General features: G+C 71.2%; 16 protein-coding genes. 5 read left to right on the forward strand and 11 right to left on the reverse strand.

The window, feature by feature from the left end:
• Nucleotides 1-32 precede the first annotated feature (32 nt).
• From ACWDY5_RS14855 to ACWDY5_RS14865, 3 genes are all read right to left on the reverse strand, one after another.
• Nucleotides 33-782 (reverse strand): FadR/GntR family transcriptional regulator, encoded by a 750-nt coding sequence (locus tag ACWDY5_RS14855; protein WP_449722745.1) that lies wholly within the window; start codon nucleotides 780-782, stop codon nucleotides 33-35.
• A 13-nt stretch (nucleotides 783-795) separates the two neighbouring features.
• Nucleotides 796-2,250 (reverse strand): ethanolamine permease, encoded by a 1,455-nt coding sequence (gene eat, locus ACWDY5_RS14860; protein ID WP_449722746.1) that lies wholly within the window; start codon nucleotides 2,248-2,250, stop codon nucleotides 796-798.
• A 95-nt stretch (nucleotides 2,251-2,345) separates the two neighbouring features.
• Entirely contained in the window at nucleotides 2,346-3,263 is a 918-nt protein-coding gene (locus ACWDY5_RS14865; protein ID WP_449722747.1) for a phosphotransferase, read from the reverse strand.
• Nucleotides 3,264-3,360: 97 nt separating this feature from the next.
• Between ACWDY5_RS14865 and ACWDY5_RS14870 the strand changes: the two genes are divergently transcribed.
• Nucleotides 3,361-5,814 carry a GcvT family protein gene (locus tag ACWDY5_RS14870; RefSeq protein ID WP_449722748.1) on the forward strand — a complete coding sequence of 818 codons (2,454 nt, stop codon included), beginning with the start codon at nucleotides 3,361-3,363 and terminating at the stop codon, nucleotides 5,812-5,814.
• Between the two features lie 54 nt (nucleotides 5,815-5,868).
• Here the strand turns inward: ACWDY5_RS14870 and ACWDY5_RS14875 are convergent, their stop codons facing one another.
• Nucleotides 5,869-6,750, reverse strand: coding sequence for an alpha/beta fold hydrolase (locus tag ACWDY5_RS14875; protein ID WP_449722749.1), 882 nt, complete (start codon nucleotides 6,748-6,750; stop codon nucleotides 5,869-5,871).
• A gap of 94 nt (nucleotides 6,751-6,844) precedes the next feature.
• Here ACWDY5_RS14875 and ACWDY5_RS14880 point away from each other — a divergent pair, with 94 nt between their 5' ends.
• Nucleotides 6,845-7,447: a TetR/AcrR family transcriptional regulator gene (locus tag ACWDY5_RS14880; protein ID WP_449722750.1), complete on the forward strand. Its 603-nt coding sequence runs from the start codon at nucleotides 6,845-6,847 to the stop codon at nucleotides 7,445-7,447.
• Here the strand turns inward: ACWDY5_RS14880 and ACWDY5_RS14885 are convergent.
• Both ACWDY5_RS14885 and ACWDY5_RS14890 read right to left on the reverse strand, forming a co-directional pair.
• Entirely contained in the window at nucleotides 7,437-8,153 is a 717-nt protein-coding gene (locus ACWDY5_RS14885; protein ID WP_449722751.1) for a class I SAM-dependent methyltransferase, read from the reverse strand. The two genes, ACWDY5_RS14880 and ACWDY5_RS14885, sit on opposite strands and share 11 nt — an antisense overlap.
• An 86-nt stretch (nucleotides 8,154-8,239) precedes the next feature.
• The gene (locus tag ACWDY5_RS14890; RefSeq protein WP_449722752.1) at nucleotides 8,240-8,845 is read right to left on the reverse strand and encodes a VOC family protein; all 606 of its coding nucleotides are present in this window, start codon (nucleotides 8,843-8,845) and stop codon (nucleotides 8,240-8,242) included.
• A gap of 543 nt (nucleotides 8,846-9,388) precedes the next feature.
• Here ACWDY5_RS14890 and ACWDY5_RS14895 point away from each other — a divergent pair.
• Nucleotides 9,389-9,703 (forward strand): acetate--CoA ligase family protein, encoded by a 315-nt coding sequence (locus ACWDY5_RS14895; protein ID WP_449722753.1) that lies wholly within the window; start codon nucleotides 9,389-9,391, stop codon nucleotides 9,701-9,703.
• 400 nt (nucleotides 9,704-10,103) lie between these two features.
• Nucleotides 10,104-11,687: a thiamine pyrophosphate-binding protein gene (locus ACWDY5_RS14900; RefSeq protein WP_449722898.1), complete on the forward strand. Its 1,584-nt coding sequence runs from the start codon at nucleotides 10,104-10,106 to the stop codon at nucleotides 11,685-11,687.
• Here ACWDY5_RS14900 and ACWDY5_RS14905 read toward each other — a convergent pair.
• From ACWDY5_RS14905 to ACWDY5_RS14915, 3 genes are all read right to left on the reverse strand, one after another.
• A complete protein-coding gene (locus ACWDY5_RS14905; protein ID WP_449722754.1) occupies nucleotides 11,673-13,274 on the reverse strand; it encodes an alkaline phosphatase D family protein in 1,602 nt (533 codons plus the stop codon). The genes ACWDY5_RS14900 and ACWDY5_RS14905 overlap by 15 nt on opposite strands.
• Nucleotides 13,275-13,284: 10 nt before the next feature.
• Nucleotides 13,285-14,277, reverse strand: a complete 993-nt coding sequence (gene add / locus ACWDY5_RS14910) for an adenosine deaminase (protein ID WP_449722755.1) — start codon at nucleotides 14,275-14,277, stop codon at nucleotides 13,285-13,287.
• A gap of 190 nt (nucleotides 14,278-14,467) precedes the next feature.
• Entirely contained in the window at nucleotides 14,468-15,367 is a 900-nt protein-coding gene (locus ACWDY5_RS14915) for a LysR family transcriptional regulator ArgP (protein WP_449722899.1), read from the reverse strand.
• A gap of 69 nt (nucleotides 15,368-15,436) precedes the next feature.
• Between ACWDY5_RS14915 and ACWDY5_RS14920 the strand changes: the two genes are divergently transcribed.
• Nucleotides 15,437-16,054, forward strand: coding sequence for a LysE/ArgO family amino acid transporter (locus ACWDY5_RS14920; RefSeq protein ID WP_449722756.1), 618 nt, complete (start codon nucleotides 15,437-15,439; stop codon nucleotides 16,052-16,054).
• A gap of 19 nt (nucleotides 16,055-16,073) precedes the next feature.
• Here the strand turns inward: ACWDY5_RS14920 and ACWDY5_RS14925 are convergent, their stop codons facing one another.
• Together ACWDY5_RS14925 and ACWDY5_RS14930 are read right to left on the reverse strand one after the other, a co-directional pair.
• Nucleotides 16,074-17,615, reverse strand: coding sequence for an alkaline phosphatase D family protein (locus ACWDY5_RS14925; protein WP_449722757.1), 1,542 nt, complete (start codon nucleotides 17,613-17,615; stop codon nucleotides 16,074-16,076).
• Nucleotides 17,615-18,145 (reverse strand): hypothetical protein, encoded by a 531-nt coding sequence (locus ACWDY5_RS14930; protein ID WP_449722758.1) that lies wholly within the window; start codon nucleotides 18,143-18,145, stop codon nucleotides 17,615-17,617. Before ACWDY5_RS14930 ends, ACWDY5_RS14925 begins: the two co-directional genes overlap by 1 nt.
• Nucleotides 18,146-18,155 lie beyond the last annotated feature (10 nt).

Genomic DNA, 18,155 nt, shown 5'->3' on the forward strand with positions numbered 1-18,155 from the left:
TGGGTGACCGGCGCCACTGTCAAGCGCGCAGGTCAGCTCAGGAATCCGCGAAGCAGCGCCGCGGTGCCTTCCAGGTGTTCGGCCATCGCCGCTCGCGCGGCCTCGGCGTCCCCGGCCAGCACCGCGGCCACGATCCGCTCGTGCTGTTCGTGCGAGTGCTCGACGTTGTGCCCCAGCAACGGGATGGCGTCCAGCAGCTCGTTGATCCGCATCCGGTTGTCAGCCACCGCCGAAGCCAGCGAGGCCGAGCCGGTGATCTGCGCGATCGCCAGGTGGAACCGGGAGTCCAGCTGCCGGTAGGTCTCCGGGGTGGCGGCGCGGACCTGCTCGTGCACCGCGCGCAGCAGCGCCCGGTCCGGCTCCGGCAGCGCCCGGCCCGCCGCCGCCTGCGCCGCGCCGGTCTCCAGCACCTCCCGGAAGATCAGCGTGTCCTCCAGGCCGACCTGGCCCATGCCGACCACCAAGTTGCGCAGCCGGGCCCGCCCGCGCGGGGCCTGCTCGGCCCGGTTGACCACGAACGTGCCGCCGAAGCGCCCGCGCCGGGACTCCACGTACCCGGACTGCTGCAGCGCCCGGATCGCCTCCCGCAGCGTCATCCGGCTGACCCCCAGCCGCACGGCCAGGTCCCGCTCGGCGGGCAGCCGCTCACCGGGACCGACCACGCCGAGCTTGATCGCCTGCAGGATCCGCTCCACTGCCTCCTCGAAGGCGTTGCCGCTGCGGACCGGACGGAAGACCGCCCGGTCCGCCAGGGTGGCCGGTGAGTCCTGCTCGGTGCTCATGACCGCCACGATCTCACGGGTCCGCCAGCTCGGCCGTGGCGCGACGCACCGCCTCGAACTCCTCCTCGGGGGCCTGGGCGACCAAGTGGTGGCGGCTGTAGAACCAGAAGTAGGCCAGCGCCAGCAGGAAGATCCCGGCCATGATCCCGGCGGCCAGGATGTCGACCAGGAAGGTGGCCACCACCGCGGCCGCGGCCAGCACCAGCGCGATGCTCGTGGTGACCACCCCGCCCGGCGTGCGGTAGGGGCGCGGCAGGTTCGGCTCGCGCACCCGCAGCACGATGTGGGAGACCATCATCAGCACGTAGGACACCGCGGCGCCGAAGACCGCGATGTTGATCAGCTTGGCCCCGTTCTGGGTGACCGCGGCCAGGATGAACCCGATCGCGCCGGGAACCAGCAGCGCCAGGATCGGCGTCTTGCGCTTGCCGGTCACCGACAGCTTCCTGGGCAGGTACCCGGCCCTGGAGAGGGCGAACAGCTGCCGGGAGTAGCCGTAGATGATGGAGAAGAAGCTGGCCACCAGCCCGGCCAGGCCGATGTAGTTGACGATGTCGGCGATCACCGCGTTGCTGCCGTAGACCGCGCGCAGCGCCGCGGGCAGCGGGTTGTCCGAGGACTTCAGCGCGTTGCTGCCCGCCCCGCCCGGCGCGGCGATCAGGATCAGCGCGGCGAAGACCAGCAGCACCAGCATCGCGGCCACGATGCCCTTGGGCATGTCCTTGCGCGGGTCCCGCGCCTCCTCCGCGGCCAGCGGCACGCCCTCGATGGCCAGGAAGAACCAGATGCCGTAGACGAAGGCGGCCAGGATGCCCGCGTAGCCGAAGGGCAGGAACGAGCTGGCCCCCACCGCGTCGGTGGGCGGGATGTCGGTCAGCCGGGACAGGTCGATCATCGGGATCATCGCCACCACGAAGATCACCAGGCCGACCACGGCGATCGCGGTGATGACGAACATCAGCCGCAGCGCCTCACCGACCCCGTAAAGGTGCACGCCGACGAAGATGGCGTAACAGACCAGGTAGACCGGCCAGCCGTTGGTCAGCCCGAACAGCCCCAGCGCCTCGACGTAGCCGCCGATGAACACCGAGATCGCCGCGGGGGCGATGGTGTACTCGATCAGGATCGCGGTGCCGGTGGCGAACCCGCCCAGCGGCCCCAGCGCGCGCCGGGCGAAGCCGTAGCCCGCCCCGGCCACCGGCATCGCCGAGGCCATCTCGGCCAGGCCGAAGACCATGCAGGTGTACATCACCGCCATCAGGATGGTGGCGATCAGCAGCCCGCCGAACCCGCCCTGGGCCAGGCCGTTGTTCCAGCCGGAGAAGTCACCGGAGATCACGTAGGAGACACCGAGCCCGGCCAGCAGCACCCAGCCCGCGGCGCCCTTCTTGAGCTGGCGTTGCTCCAGGTAGCCCGCCTCGACCGAGGTGTAGTCCACTCCCCTGCCCTGGGGTTGTTCTGTGCTCACGCGCGCCTCCACCTGGGGTCCGGACAGCGGCTGATTGGTCAACGGTCAGACCATTGACCATAGTTGTGAGCGAGGCTACAAACGCTGTCAAGCCCTCAGTGGGCCAGTTGCAGCAGCCGGCCCAGCCCTGGATCGGTCAGGGCGGCCTTGGCCCGCCCCCATTTGCCCGCGGCCTCGCCCCAGTAGTCGAAGGTGCTGCCCGGCTTGCTGAGCAGGCCGTGGTGGATGCAGAACCACAGCGTCCAGGTGAAGTCCGACATCGCCTGGAACAGCCGCACCCGCGCGGTCAGCCGCGGCGAGTGCTCACCGAAGTAGGCATCGGTCAGCAGGGCCACCCGGTCGGGGTCGAACTGGCCCTCGGCGCAGATGTTGCCCAGCTCGAAGCCGGGATCGCCGGTGCCGCTGAGCTGGTAGTCCACGATCCGGATGCCGCCGGGCTCGGCGATGAAGTTCTCCGCCAGCAGGTCGTTGTGGCAGGGCTTCGCCGGCAGCGGGTCCGCGCCCAGCACCGCCGCCAGCTTGCGCGCCAGGCCCAGGTGGTCCAGGTAGTCCTCGAACAGGGTCAGCTCGTGGCGGCGGCAGATCTCCAGCAGCTGCCGCTGCTTGGCGAAGATGTCGAACTCGTTGACGAAGGGCCGCGGCGCGGCGTGCAGCCGCAGGCAGGCCGCGGCCAGCAGCGGGATGCACCCGGGTTCGCGGGTGTCGTCGAAGTTCAGCGTGCGGCCGGGCAGGTACTCCAGCACCAGCGCGGGCAGCTCGGGCAGGATGTGCAGCACCCTGGGCCCGGCCCCGGACTCCGCGGCCACCACGGTGTTGGCGATCTCCTGCTCCAGCGGCACCCCGAGCCCGGCCTCGGCGACCGCGGGGTCGAGCACGCGCAGCACCTGGTCCACCCCGTCGACCCGCAGGTGGGCGACCTGGTGGCTGAGCCCGCCGGTCATCGGCAGCAGCTCCACCCGCCGTCCCGTCCACGCCGGGACCTGACTGATCGCGTCCTGCACGGTCGCCGACATAGTCGCCGAGTGTGTTGGCGCGCACACTTGTCCGTCAAGACACGCGGCCGCGTGGTTCCCCCGACCGGCCCACCTGCGCTACCAAGGACGCGTGTCCGTGGATCGAACGCTCCCAGACCGCGCCCGCATCGTCGTGATCGGCGGTGGCGTCGGCGGAACCAGCATCGCCTACCACCTCGCCAAGCTCGGCGAACGAGACGTCCTGCTGCTCGACCGGAACGAGCTGACCAGCGGCTCGACCTTCCACTCGGCGGGCCTGGTCGGCCAGCTGCGCGCCGATGTGACGCTGACCAGGATGAACATCTACTCCGCCCAGCTCTACGCCGAACTGGAGGCCGGGGACAACCCGGTCGGCTTCGTGCCCTGCGGCGGCATCCGGCTGGCCTGCACGCCTGAGCGGATGCAGGAGGCGCGGCGGCAGATAGGCTGGTCCCGCACCGTCGACCTGCCGTTGCAGGAGATCAGCCCGGCCGAGGCCAAAGAACTGTTCCCGCTGCTGGACACCACCGGGGTGCTCGGCGGCACCTACCTGGCCACCGACGGCTACGTCGACCCCGCCCAGCTCACCTACTCCCTGGCCGCCGGAGCGCGCGCCGGCGGGGTGCGCATCCATCCGCACACCAGGGTGCTGGGCATCGACGTGCACGAGGGCCGGGTCCGCGGTGTGCGCACCGACCGCGGCGACATCGAGGCCGAGATCGTGGTCAACTGCGGCGGCATGTTCGCCGCCGAGATCGGCCGCCTGGCCGGGGTGCGGGTGCCGATCGTGCCGATGTCGCACCAGTACCTGATCACCGAGCCGGTCCGCCCGCGCGACGGCAGCCACCTGCCGACCCTGCGCGACCCGGACAACCTGGTCTACTTCCGCGAGGAGGTCGACGGGCTGCTCATGGGCGGCTATGAGCGCGACTCCGCGCCGTGGGCGCAGACCGGGGCGAACTTCGAGGCGGTGCCGCCGGACTTCAACGGCAAGCTGCTGCCCGAGGACTGGGACCGCTTCGCCGAGATCGCCGAGGCCGCCCAGCAGCGGGTGCCGACCATGGCCACCGCGGGCATCCGCAAGATGATCAACGGTCCGGAGGCCTTCACCCCGGACAACGAGTTCTGCCTCGGTGAGACCGAGGTCGGCGGGTTCTTCGTGGCCGCCGGGTTCTGCGCGCACGGCATCGCCGGGGCAGGCGGCATCGGCAAGGTGATGGCCGAGTGGATCGTGGCCGGGGAACCGGAGTTCGACCTCTCGCACATGGACATCCGCCGCTTCGGCCGCCAGTACCGCTCCCCGTCCTACACCCGCAAGCGCACGGTGGAGAACTACGAGACCTACTACGACATCCCGTTCCCGCACCGGGAACGCGGCGCCGGCCGCCCGCTGCGGGTCTCCTCGGCCTACTCCTGGCACCGCAAGCACGGTGCCAGCTTCGGCGAGAAGTCCGGCTGGGAGAGGGTCAACCACTACGAGAGCAGCGCCGCCGCCGGCCAGGAGTCCTGGCGACCCGAGGGCTGGGCCGGTCGCAACTGGTCCCCGGCCATCGGCGCCGAGCACCTGGGCACCCGGGAGCGCGCCGGGCTGTTCGACGAGTCCTCCTTCGCCAAGATCGAGGTCACCGGCCCCGGCGCGGCCAGGCTGCTGGACTGGGTGTGCGCCAACGAGGTCGCGGGCCCGGTCGGCGCGGTCACCTACACCCAGGCGCTCAACGCCCGCGGCGGCATCGAGTGCGACTTCACCGTCACCCGCTGGGCCGAGCAGGAGTTCCAGGTCGTCACCGGCACCGCCTTCGGCTCCCACGACGCCGCCTGGCTGCGCCGCCACGCCCCTGCCGACGGCTCGGTCCGCATCGCCGACGTCACCGGCGCCTACTCCTGCTTCGCTCTGTGGGGGCCGAACTCCCGGGACATTCTGGCCGGACTCACCCCCGCCGCCTTGGACAACGAGTCCTTCCCCTACCTCACCGCGCAGGAGACCACCGTCGGCGACGTGCCGGTGCGCGCGCTGCGGGTGACCTTCGCCGGGGAGCTGGGCTGGGAGCTGTACTGCTCCAGCGAGTACGGCGCCGCGCTGTGGCGCACGCTATGGGAGGCGGGCCAGGAACACGGCGTCATCGCCGGCGGCTACCGCGCCATCGACAGCCTCCGCCTGGAGAAGGGCTACCGGCTGTGGGGCTCGGACCTCACCCCGGAACGCACCCCGTACGAGGCGGGCCTGGGCTTCTGCGTCAAGCCTGACAAGCCCGGCGGCTTCCACGGCCGCGAGGCCCTGCTGCGCCGCAAGGAGGCCGGGTTCACCCACCGCCTGCGCTGCCTCACCCTGGACGATGCGACTGTCTGGCCGCTGGGCAGCGAGGCGGTCCGGCTCGGTGGCGAGGTGCTGGGCCGGGTGACCACCGGCGGCTTCGGCTACACCGTGGGCCGCGCCATCGCCTTCGTCTACCTGCCGGTGGACCGGGTCAAGATTGGCACCGAGGTCGAGGTGGAGATCTTCGGCCGCTGGGTGCCCGGCGTGGTCGAACGCGACCCGCTGTTCGACCCCAAGGGCACCCGCGTCCGCGCCTGACCGCGACCGGTGCTCGGGAACAGCGCGTGTTCCCGAGCACCGGTCCGTCCGTGGTCAGTGCACCTGCGCACCGACGAAGTCCAGCACCAGCTCGACCACCCGCGTCGGCTCGTCCATGGTCAGCACGTGGCCGGCCTCGGGCAGCACCTCGACCCGGGTGATGTTCGGCAACCCGGCCAGCCGCTCCCGCAGCGAGTTCAGATCGTTGAGCCTGCTCTTGCCACCGAGCACCACCAGGCTCGGCCTGCTCAACCCGGCCAGCTGCGCCTCGGTGTAGAGCGGGGGCCTGGGCAGCACCTGCCGGTAACTGACCAGCTTCGGCAACAGCCTGCGGAGGACCTCCGACCGCAGCGTCCCGTTGACCAGCCACCGCGACGCCCGCTCCCGCACTCGACGCGGGGCGAACAGGAACAACGCGCAGGCCAGGCTCCAGCTGATGAACCGCACACCGATCTTCTCGAACCCCGGTGGGTCCAGCAGCGACACCGAGGCCACCCGCTCCGGGGCGAACAGCGCCGTGTGCACCGAAACCCACGACCCGTAGGACAGCCCCACCAGGTGCGCTCGCTCCACCCCAAGCCCGTCGAGCACCTCCACCAGCCACGCGGCCAGGTCCTCGCCGCTGAGCACCGGCCGCTCGGGCAGGTGGTGCCCGGGTTCGGCGATGGTCTCCGGGGAGAAGACGGTGTGTGCCGCGCTCAGCCGCCCGATGATGTTGCTGTAGGTCAGCGGCAGGCCGCCGGCGGGCGCCACCAGCACGATCGGGATGCCGGCACCGGTTCCGTTGCGCTGCACCCTGGTGGTGCCGAAGGAGGTGCGCACCTCGGTGAAGTCCGTGGCTGACGGCCAGACCTCGGTCATCAGCTCGTCGTAGGTCCGGATGAAGTCCTCGCGTGCCTGCTCGTTCCGGAAACCAGCTCGCTTTGTCTTGCTCACCTGCGCCCCCTCACGTCGGTCACCGCAGCAACCCCCATCACCGTCCGTTATGATACGAGCGTACCATGATGCTGGGTGTCGTAGGGTGTGCGCCGTGCCAAAACTGGTTGATCATGAGCAGCGCCGTGCCGAGATCGCCGAGGCGTTGCTGCGCATCGCCGGCACCCGTGGCCTGCACGCCGCCAGCATGCGCGAGGTCGCCGCCGAAGCCGGCGTCTCACTGCGCCTGGTGCAGTACTACTTCCACACCAAGGAAGAGCTGCTGCTCAACGGCTTGACCCGGCTGGTCGACAAGCTCAACGAGCGCATGCTCGACCGCATCCGAAAGGCGGGCCTGCCGCCAACACCACGCAGCATCCTGTACGCGGCACTGATCGGCCTGCTGCCCAGCGATGAGGAAAGCCACCGCGTCCAGCTCACCCTGGTCGCCTACCAGGCCCTGATGATCTCCGACCCGGCATTCGCCAGCCGCAACTTCGGCACCACCCCGGACAAGCTCGAGCAGTACCTGGCCGGCCAGATCCGCCTGGCCCAGGAGGCAGGCGAGATCGACGCCGACCGAGACCCGGCGATCACCGCCACCACCCTGGTGGCGCTCACCGGCGGCCTGGTCTCCAGCGTTGCCGGTGGACAACGCGACGGCACGGCGGCCGAACGCGTCCTCCGCGACTACCTGGACCGCCTGTTCACCGGGTAGCCCGAACCGTCGGCGTGATGCTCAGGCGCCGTTCGTCATCGGCAGTCACTCCTTTCGTGCTCGCACTCCGAACACCGTCGGCGTCGGAGCTCCACCCTCGCCGAAACGCTCCAGCACCAGGCCGGCGGCCAGGAAGTCGTGGAGCAGCTGCGGCAGTGGGCGGTGGGTGGGCACCGACCTTGTCGCGCAACCCCTGTGCGGTCCACGACGCGGTCGTCCAATGGGCGTCCCGGTAACCGGGCTTGATCACTATGGCCGCCGGGTCAGACCGGTCGGCAAAACCGCCGCAGAAACACGGGTGCACCCCGAGGTGGACGAACACGCCGCCAGGGCGCAGAACTCGGGCCACCTCGCAGAGCACCGCCGGATAGCCGGACATGTCGGTATGGGTGAGCACCGTCATGACGGACGCCAGTGAACTGTCGGCGATGGGCAGGGATTCGGCGTCGGCTTGAGCCACGGGCAGTTTCGCCGACGCATGACGGAGCATACCGCAGGAAATGTCGAGTCCGAACGGGTCCCAGCCCAGCGTGCGGAGTCGATCGGCATGCGCGCCGGTTCCACAGCCTATTTCCAGGCACGGCCCGGCGCCTGAGCCGAGCAGGTCGGTCAGCAGCGCTTCCGGCTGCAGCGGATCTGAATCCCGTTGTGCGACAAGGAAGTCGTGTTCGTACCAGTCGGCGATGTCGTCGTAGTGGGCGCGCATACATACACCAAAGCAGACGCAATGGTCCGTATACGACCGATTCTTCGCTGGGCGAACACGGAATGACACGATTGGGTCAGAAAGGCCTAAGAGCCGGTGATCAATTCGAATTCGCCATTTCGACCGTGTATGACTGATCTCAGGCCGACGCGGTTGGCTGGACGGACCGGCAACGTGACGTCCAGTGCAGCCAGGGTGGTGCGAAGCGGTTCCGGATCCGGGGACATCGCGTGCAGCTCCACCAGCGGCGCCACCGGAAGGTTCCCGGCAGGGTGTGCCGTGTCACCCCAGTCGATCAGAAACGGGACGACCCCAGTGCCTGGCGGGGTGAGCCGCCAGCTCAGTCGTCGTCCGTCGGTGGTGACACGTCCCATTGCCTGCGGTGTGCCCGGGTCGACGCCGCGGGCGCGGGCGGCGGCCACGCTCGCGTCGATGTCCGTGGCGCGGGCGGCCCAGGTCATCAGGCTGGGTCCGGTCAGCGTGCCGAGTCCGAACACGGTCGGCTCGGCCACGCGGTCCGGATCCGGTCCGATGATCTCCAAGAAGGTCTGCTCACCCAGACCGAGCAAGTAGTTCGCCGTCCCCCACGCGTCATGGCGTCCGCCTGGTACCGGGCGGACGCCGGAAAGGAGGTGCACCAGGTCGACGGTGCCAACCAAGTCCGGCGTCGCCAGCACGAGGTGGTCGAGCATTGGGTCCCCCGTTCCCTTGACATCCCGGCACCGTCGTACCAGATTGCTGCTGACTGATTGATCAGTCACAGCGTCTGGAGGTGGCAGTGCGTCAGGTCCCGGACGGGCTCAGGCTCATCGCGGAACAACGGGCTTTCATCCGGCTCGCCCGGGAGTCCGCTGCGGCGGGGATCCGCCCGCTGACGCGGGTGGTATCAGCGGGGCGAGCCGGATGGCGTGCGACGGCGCGGTGAGTGACGGTGTGGTGGGTGCTGTTGCCGGGGTCAATGCCTACTGGAGTGAGTCAGACGGCGGTCTCATCACCTACTCGAGTGCACGAGAGTTGCTGTGCGCGCTCGGGTCGCCGTATCGAGCGGCGCAGCGGATGAGCTCGCGAAGCGAGTTGTTGGCTGCGCGGGTGGTTCGTGCTGAAGGCGGGCTGGATCGAGCAGGACGCGGTGCGGGCGGATCCGGTGCCGCTGGCGCTTGCGGCGAGATGGAGGGGCGGCTCGGCGAGCGCGGGTATGTGCTGGAGATGCAGGATCAGCCGGGGGCCGGCCGATCGTGGGGCTCCGGCGGGATCCGACGTTCTGGGCCGTGGTGCTGTTCGGGATCGGGGGCACGTTGGCTGAGGCGTGCCGGGACGTCGCAGTGGAGTTGGCGCCGGCGGGGCCGGAGGTTGCTGAGGGGAGGCCGATCCGGTGCGGATGGGGCCGTCGGGGGCGGGGGCGGTGGATGCGCTGCCGGTGCCCGGGGAGGTTGGACTGGCGACCGGGGTTGGAAGGTTGGCCTCCGGGACCAGTTGGCTGGACGCTGGGGTCGGGGGTGGTGAGCTGGGGGCTGGGATTGGAAGGCTGGGCACCGCGGCCGGTGACCTGATGGCTGGCGTTGGCGAGTTCGGCCTTGGCGGGGAGGTGGGCACTGGCGGGGACGTGGGCGGTGGCGTCGATGAACCGATCGCTGGCGTTGGGAAGTTGGGCGCTGGTGTCGGGGGGGGGACGGCGGAGCGTGCCAACCCGGGGGTGGGGGCCCCTGAGGCGAGGGGCGGGGCCGCTGCGGCGGGGGGCGAGGACTGGGAGCAGGCGGTGGTGGCTGGTGCGCGAGACTCGAGGGCCGGAGACGCGGTACCCGGGGCCGGAGACGGTGCCGGGGGCCGGAGACGGTGCCGGGGGCCGGAGATGGTGCCGGGGGCCGGAGATGTGGTCTTGGCGGCTCGGGACGTGGTCTTGGCGGCTCGGGACGTGGTCTCCGGGGTTGAGCAGGGGGTGGCGTGGTGCGGGTGACCGGTGGGCAGGCTGTGGTGCGGGCGTTGGTCGCGCATGGGGTGGACACCGTGTTCGGGATACCGGGCACGCACAACCTGGAGATCTACCGGCACCTGGCTGAGGCTGGGGTTCGGCATGTGAGCACCCGGCATGAGCAGGGGGCTGCCTACGCCGCGGATGGGTACGCACGAGTCAGTGGGCGGCCTGGGGTGTGTGTGGTGACCTCGGGGCCCGCGACGTTGAACGCGGCGGCGGCGGTGGGGCAGGCGTACTCGGACTCGGTGCCGGTGTTGTTGATCTCTCCTGGGTTGCCGTTGCGGCATCCGGGGCGGGGGAACGGGTTCCTGCACGAGATGAAGGACCAGTCGGCGGCGATGGGGGCGATCGCGGCGTACAGCGTGCGGGTCACCTCGGTGGCGGAGATTCCGGCGGTGGTGGCTGAGGCGTTCGCGTTCTTCCGGGCGGGGCGGCCTCGGCCGGTGCACCTGGAGGTGCCGGTGGATGTGCTCGCCGAGGTTGGCGAGGTTGAGGTGGGGGTGCCGGTGGTGGTGCCCCGGGTGCGGGCGGAGCCTGCGGCATTGGCACGGCTGGCTGAGGTGCTGGGGGCGGCGCGGCGGCCTGGGGTGCTCGTTGGTGGGGGTGCCAAGGGGGCGGCGGGGCTGGTTCGGGAGCTGGCGGAGCGGGTGGGGGCGCCGGTGGTCAGCACAGCCAACGGGAAGGGGGTGTTGGCCGAGGGGCATCCGTTGAGCTTGGGGGCGGGGGTGCATCTGCCTGGGGTGGCGGAGTTCGTGCGGGACTGCGATGTGCTGGTGGTGCTGGGCAGTGAGCTGGCGCCGAGTGACTTCTGGGTGGAGCCATTGGCTCAGCCGGGGTGTCTGGTGCGGGTGGATGTGGATCCGGGGCAGTTGCGGGTCAACGCCACACCTGGGGTGGAGGTGGTGGGGGATGTCGGGGCGGTGCTGACGGAGCTGCTCCCCCGGCTGGCCGACCGACCAGGCGACGGGGTGGAGCGGGCGGCTCGGTGGCGGGGGCGGTTGCGGGAGCAGGGGCGGGCTGAGGGGGCTCGGTGGTTGTGGCTGCTGGAGGTGCTGGGCGAGTTCCTCGGAGACGGGGTGCTGGGCGCGGACAGTGCGATGGCCTGCTACTACGGCGCGCTGACCAACCTGCCGATCCAGCGGCCGGGTGGGTTTCTGTATCCGACTGGGTTCGGGACGTTGGGGTATGGGTTGCCCGCGGCGATTGGGGCGGCGGTGGCCTGTCCGGGGGTGCGGACGGCGGCCTTGCTCGGGGACGGTGGGGTGATGTTCACCGTCGCCGAGTTGGCCACGGCGGCGCAGCTGGGGCTGGCGTTGCCGGTGCTGGTGGTGGACAACGCCGGGTATGGGGAGATCAAGGCGGAGATGGTGGCTCGGGCGGATCCGGTGCACGCGGTGGACCTGCCTTCGCCGGACTTCGCGGCGCTGGGGCGGGCGTTGGGGTGTCACGGGGTTCGGGTGGCGGGGGCGGCGGAGTTGCGGGTGGAGCTGGCTCGGGCGTTCGAGGCGGATCGGCCGACGGTGTTGCACCTGCCGGAGGAACCGGAGTCAGCGCAGAGGTAGGCGGCAGACCTCAGTGAGGCTGGTTTCGCTGGCGCGCTCGAAGGTCAGGGTGGCCTCGGTGGCGGTGAGGTTGAGGGTCGCGAGCAGGTTGCCGAAATGAGGGCCGGTGATCTTGGTCCAGTGGGTGGGCTGGGCTGGGACGCCGGAGAGGCGGGCCCAGGCGTGCGACAGCGCGGTCAGGGCGCGCCACCAGGCCAGGCGCAGGGCCGGTTTGAAAAGGTCCGGTTCGGCGTTGCGCAGCGGGGAGCAGGTCAGCTGGTGCACCGGGGCCTGCTCGGTGGTGCGGGCGACGTAGCTGTGGTGGACGTCGCCGGAGAGCACGGCGACCGTGCCGTCGGTCTTGGCCGCGGTCTGGTGCAGCAACTGGGAGAGCTGGTCGAAGGACTCGCGGAAGCTGGCCCAGTGGTCGAAGTCGCCTGCCTGGCGGATGCGTTCGGCCAGGCGGCCGCGCCAGCCGGGGCGGTGCGCGGCGTGCTCGTTGCGGGCCTGCAGGTGGTGGATCACCGGCGGCAGCAGCCAGGGCAGGGAGCTGCCGACGAGCAGGTGGCGGTACTCGCTGCCCGCGCCGTCGAGCTGGGCGGTGAGCCAGGTGAACTCCTCGTCGTCGAGCATCTTGCGGCGGCCGCCGGTGAGGATGCGGCCCGCGCGGCTGTCCACCATGAGCAGGCGGACCGGGCCGAAGTCGCGGCAGTAGCTCCACTGGGCGTGCTTGTGCTCGCCGATCTCGGTGTCCCAGCGGGCGGCGTGGGACTCCAGCAGGTCCTGGGCGTCAGCCCCGTGCAGGGCCAGGACCTGCTGGTACAGCTCGTCCTTGGCCAGTGCGGCCGGCGCGAGGTTGCCCAGGTGCTGGTAGACCCAGTACGAGGCCAGTGCGCCGCGGGCCCGCTTGGCCCACCAGGGTTTGGCCGCCATCTCCTGGCGCCAGATCTCCGAGGTGTTCCAGTCGTCGCGGACGTCGTGGTCGTCGAAGATCATCGAGGTGGGCACGGTGGAGAACAGCCAGCGGACCTCGGGTTCGGTCCAGCTCTCCCGGTAGAGCTGGGTGTACTCCTCGTAGTCGGCGACCTCCACGCCGGGTGGCTGGCTGAGGTCGCGGCGCTGCTTGAGGTACTGCTGGGTGCGGTCGGTGGTCTCATCGGCGTAGATCTGGTCGCCGAGCAGCAGCAGTGCCTCCGGCCGTTCCCGCACCGGCTGCGTGATGAGGCGGTTGGCCAGCGCGGACAGTGCGCAGTAGCCGACCGTGGCGCGTCGCTTGGCGTCCTCGGGCTGGGCGAAGCGGCAGGAGCCGAAGGAGACCCGCACCGGGTGGTCGGAGTGGGTGGGCAGGGTGCGGATGACGCTGGGCGGGTAGGCCGAGCCGGGCTGCGGCCACACCGCTTCGCCGTCGAGGTGGACCTGGTACTCGTGTTCGGTGTCCGGGGTCAGGCCGCTGATCACGACCAGCGCGTAGTGGTGGCCGGCGACCTGGAAGGTGGTGGCTTCGGCGTCGAGCACCCGGACGGTGCCGGGGCGGTCGGTCTCCACCCAGACGGTGGCCGAGTTGTCGTCGACGTGGCGCAGCAGCGGACCGAGTACGAGGTTGGGCACGCCGCCTTGTCTATCGCATCGGCGGCGTGGGCGGTGCGGCGCTCCAGGCATCGATGTCGCGGCGCAGGGCGGCCTTGGTCGCACCCGGGGCGAAGGAGGCGTCCACGGCGTCGCGGGCCAGGTCGGCCAGTTGCGGGTCGGTCAGGCCGAAGGTGTCGCGGGCCCGCTGGTACTCCTCGGCGAGGGTGGTGCCGGTGAAGTTGGGGATGTCGGTGTTGAGGGTGACCACCAGTCCGGCGGCGAGCAGGTCGGGCAGCGGGTGACCGGCCAGGCTCGGGACCAGGCCGAGGGTGACGTTGGAGGACGGGCAGACCTCCAGCGGGATGCCGCGGTCGGCGACTTCGGCGGTCAGTTCGCGGTCCTCCAGCACGCGGAAGCCGTGGCCGAGGCGTTCGGTGTGCCCGAGGGTCAGCGCTTCCCGGATGCTGTCCGCGCCGCAGCACTCGCCCGCGTGGTGCACCTGGTGCAGGCCCGCGTCCTTGGCTTCCGCGATGACCTGGGCGAACGGGGCCAGCGGGTAGGTCTCCTCCCCCGCCATGTCCAGCCCGATCACCCGCTCCGGGAACCTGCGGGCCAGCTCCAGGGTGCGGCGGGCGCGCTCCACGGAGCGGCGGCGGGAGTGGTCGAGGATGACCTGGACCTGGATGTTGTGTTCGGCCTCGCCCTCGGCCAGTCCTTCCAGCACCGCGGTCAGTGGCATGGCCAGGTCGCCGAGGCGTTCGCCGTGCGCGGCGGCGGTGAACCGGATCTCGGCGTAGCGGGTGCCCTGGGCGGCCTCGTCGGCGCAGAACTCGCGGGCCAGACGGCGGAAGTCAGCCGGGTCGCGCAGGCAGTCGCGGATGCGGGAGTTGGCGTCGGCGAAGGCGCGGAAGCCGTGGAAGGCGGAGCCGCTGGGCAGCTCGACCCCGTGCCGGGCGGCCAGTTCCCGGAGGGTGGCCGGGCGCAGGGTGCTCTCCAGGTGCACGTGCAGATGGGCCTTGGGCAGCGCGCGCAGATCCCGCATGGCCGCAGCTTAGGCATCCGGGGTGGGTGGCGCCGCCGAATTACGGGTCAGTCGAACCAGCCGAGCCAGGGGCATTCCAGGGCGAACCAGTAGTCGAGCACCACAGCTGGGGTATCGGGCGGCAGGTCTTCGGAAAGGGGCATGCCGGCAGCGTGCTACCTCCAGCCAAGTGGAGGTCAAGGCAGTGAGGTCAAGGCAGTGGGGCGAGGTGTTCGGCCGCGGTGCGCGCCACCGCCTCGGCCAGGGCGGTCAGCGACGGGGAGTCGAGTTTCCACTGCTGCCAGTACAACGGCACGTCCACCGGGTGCGCCGGGGCGAGGTCGGCCAGCAGGCCGCGGGCGGCGTGGTCACCGGCTTGCACGTCCGGGATCATGCCCCAGCCCAGGCCCTGCACGACCGCGGCCAGGAAGATGTCGGAGGCGGGCACCAGGTGCCGGCGGTTGCTGGGGTCGCGGCCGGTGCGGGCGCGGGCGAACTGGTGCTGCAGGTCGTCCTTGCCGTCGAAGAGCACCACCGGCGCTTCGGGCAGCAGCTCGGCCAGTGGGCCGCCGGTGAGCCAGCGTTCGACGAAGGCCGGGCCGGCCATCGCCCGGTAGCGCATCCGGCCCAGCGGCCGCACCGAGCAGCCCTGCACGGGTTCCGGGCTGGAGGTGACCGCGGCCAGCACCAGGCCCTCGCGCAGCAGGTCGGTGGTGTGGTCCTGGTCCTCCCTGCGCAGCGCGAAGCAGACCTGGAGGTGCTCGGGGACCCTGGTCAGCGCGGTGAGGAACCAAGTGGCCAGGGAGTCGGCGTTGACCGCGACCGGCAGCACGGTGGGCCGGCCGTCCTCGGGCAGGCCGAGCTCGGCGCGGGCGTCGCGGGCGAGCAGCGCGAGCTGCCGGCCGAAGCGGGCCACCACCTCGCCGGAGGGGGTGAGCCGGACCGGTTTGGCGCGTTGCAGCAGCACCCGGCCGACCCGCTGTTCCAGGGCCTTGATCCGCTGGCTGACCGCGGAGGGGGTGACGTGCAGGGCGCGGGCGGCGGCCTCGAAGGTGCCCTCGTCGACCGCGGCGAGCAGGGTGCGGACCTGGTCGAAGGGCAGCTCGTCCATCACGATGGCTAATGATAGTGAAGAATGTTTAGCTGGCCTGCTGAATCCGCGCTCCTTAGCGTCAAGAACGTGCACGGATACTTGACACCGCTGGCCGCCGGACTGGGCACCGGGTTGTCCCTCATCATCGCGATCGGCTCGCAGAACGCGTTTGTGCTGCGCCAGGGCCTGCGCCGGGAGCACGTGCTGCCGGTGGTGGGCATCTGCGCGGTCTCCGACGCGGTGCTGATCGTGGCCGGGATCAGCGGTGTCGGCGGGCTGCTGGCGCTGTGGCCGGCCGCGCTGACCGTGGTGGGCTGGGCGGGGGCGGTCTTCCTCATCGGCTACGGTCTGCTCGCCGCGCGCCGGGCGCTGCGCCCGGAGGCCCTGCACGCCGGGGGTGCCAGCGGCGGTTCGCTGCGGGCCGCCGTGCTCACCTGCCTGGCGCTGACCTGGCTCAACCCGCACGTCTACCTGGACACCGTGCTGCTGCTGGGCTCGGTCGGCAACGGCTACGGGCAGGCCCGCTGGTTCTTCGCCGCGGGCGCGGTGGCGGGCAGCCTGCTGTGGTTCGGGGTGCTGGGCTTCGGGGCGCGCTCGCTGTCTGGGGTGTTCGCCCGGCCGGTGGCCTGGCGGGTGCTGGACTCGCTGATCGCGGTGACCATGCTGGCCCTGGGGGTCACGATGGCCGTGCGCGCCTCGGCGTGACGGCCATCGTGACCAGGGTTCAGGCCCGCCGGTACTGCGCGGCGGAGCCGACGGTGGCCGGGTCCTCGTAGCTGCCCGGTTTGCCGCGGTCGACGTGGAAGGTGGTCAGCGTGCTGACCGGGGAGTCGGCCACCTTCCGGTCGCCGATCACCCGCATGTGGGTGGACCAGCGCTGCGGGGTGACCTCGTAGACGTCGTAGCCGTAGCGGTTGCCCTCGAAGTACTTCAGGTGCGGGTTGGCCTTGCCCATCACCGGCCCGTTGGTCTTGTTCCACTCCGCGGAGTAGGCGCCGGAGGTGACCGAGTGCGCGGTGAACTCGGTGCCGATGACCGGGGCGTCGGGGTTGTCGAAGTCTGGGCGGATGTCGTCGACGAAGGCGGAGTGCCAGTCGCCGGTGATCACCACCAGGTCTTCCAGACCCTTGCGGTGGGCCTGGCCGAGCACGCTGTTGCGTTCGGTGCGGAAGCCGTCCCACTGGTCGGTGAAGTAGTAGCCGCCGCCGGGCTTGGCCAGCTGGCTTAGCATGATCGAGTTGACCCAGCAGTGCCAGGCGTTACTGGGCGAGTCGATCTGGCTGCCCAGCCAGGCGCGCTGTTCGGCGCCGAGGATGGTGCCGTCGGGCAGGTTCTGCGCGGAGCGGTACTGACGCAGGTCCAGGATGGACAGGTCGAGCAGGTCGCCCCAGCGGCGCTGCCGGTAGATCTGGATGTCCGGCAGGCCGGTGTCGGCGCGCGCGGGCATGTGCTCGTACCAGGCCTGGTAGGCCGCTGCGCGGCGCTTGACGAACGGCGCGGAGCCCTCGGTGCCGCTGTGGTCGTTGACCACTTCGTGGTCGTCCCAGGTCAGGTACCAGGGGTGCGCGGCGTGCGCCTCGCGCAGGGACGCATCGCCCTTGTAGAGGGCGTGCCGCTTGCGGTAGTCGGCCAGGGTGAGGATCTCCGGGCCGTCGTGGTCGCGGATGTGGCTGCCGCCGACCTTGCCGTGCTCGTAGATGTAGTCGCCCAGGTGCACCACGAAGTCCAGGTTCTCCCTGGCGATGCCCCGGTGGGCGGCGTAGAGGCCGTCGTGGAAGGCCTGGCAGTTGGCCGAGGCGAACCGGACCTTGTCCACCCGGCCGACCGGTGCGGTGCGGGTGCGGCCCAGACGGCTGCGCTGGCCTAGGGCCTCGAAGGCGTAGTAGTAGGTGCGGCCGGGCCGCAGGCCGTGCACCGGCACGTGCACGCTGTGCCCGAGCAGCGAGGTGGCCGGGGTGGTGCCACAGGCGACCGTGCGGCGCAGTTCGCGGTCCTCGGCCACGGTCCACTTGACCTCGACCGCGGCGGGCAGCGGCTGTTCGGCGGCCAGCGGGTCGGGGGCCAGGCGGGTCCAGAGCACCACGCTGGTGGGCATCGGGTCGCCGGAGGCCACGCCGAGGGTGAAGGGTTTCGGGTCGTAGGAGACGCCGAGGTCGGCGGCCGCGGCGTAGGCCTGGGCCGGGGTGAGCGCGTCGGACAGCGGCCACACGGTGCCCAGTGCGCCTGCGGCGGCCGCGCCGCGGAGCAGGGTGCGTCGGTTCAGCATCAGCGGGCTCCCACGGTCAGGCTGAGGTTGTCCGCGTAGCCGTCGTTGGACGTGCCACTGCCGGAGCGGGTGAACAGCAGGGTGATCCGGGCTCGGGTGCTGCCCGCGGGGACCGGGCCGGTGGTGGTCTGCTCGACCATTCCGGTGCGCAGGCCACGTTCCTGGGCGGTGACCGGGCCGAGCACGGCCAGGCCGATCGGGTAGCCGGTGTGGTCGAGGAACTCCACTGACAACCGGACCCCGTCCTGCTGGGTGGCGTAGCCGCCGAGCCAGCCGGAGAGCCGGAACACCGAGCCGGGTGGCAGCCGCACGGTCTGGGTGAGCCGGGTGCGCGGGCTGTTGCCGCCGCTGAGGAACTGGGCGCCCCGGTCGGCCGGGCCGGGGTCGGTGCTGGTGGGGTAGCCGCCGCCCGCGGCGTAGCGGATGAGCGCGGGGGCGCCCTCGACGGTCTGCCAGCCGGGCACCGTCGGCGTGGGCTCCCCCGCGCCGCCGGTGCCGCGCTCGGCGTCGCCGTTGTTGATCAGGTTCACCGGTGACCTG

It is taken from the genome of Crossiella sp. NPDC003009 (assembly GCF_053591555.1).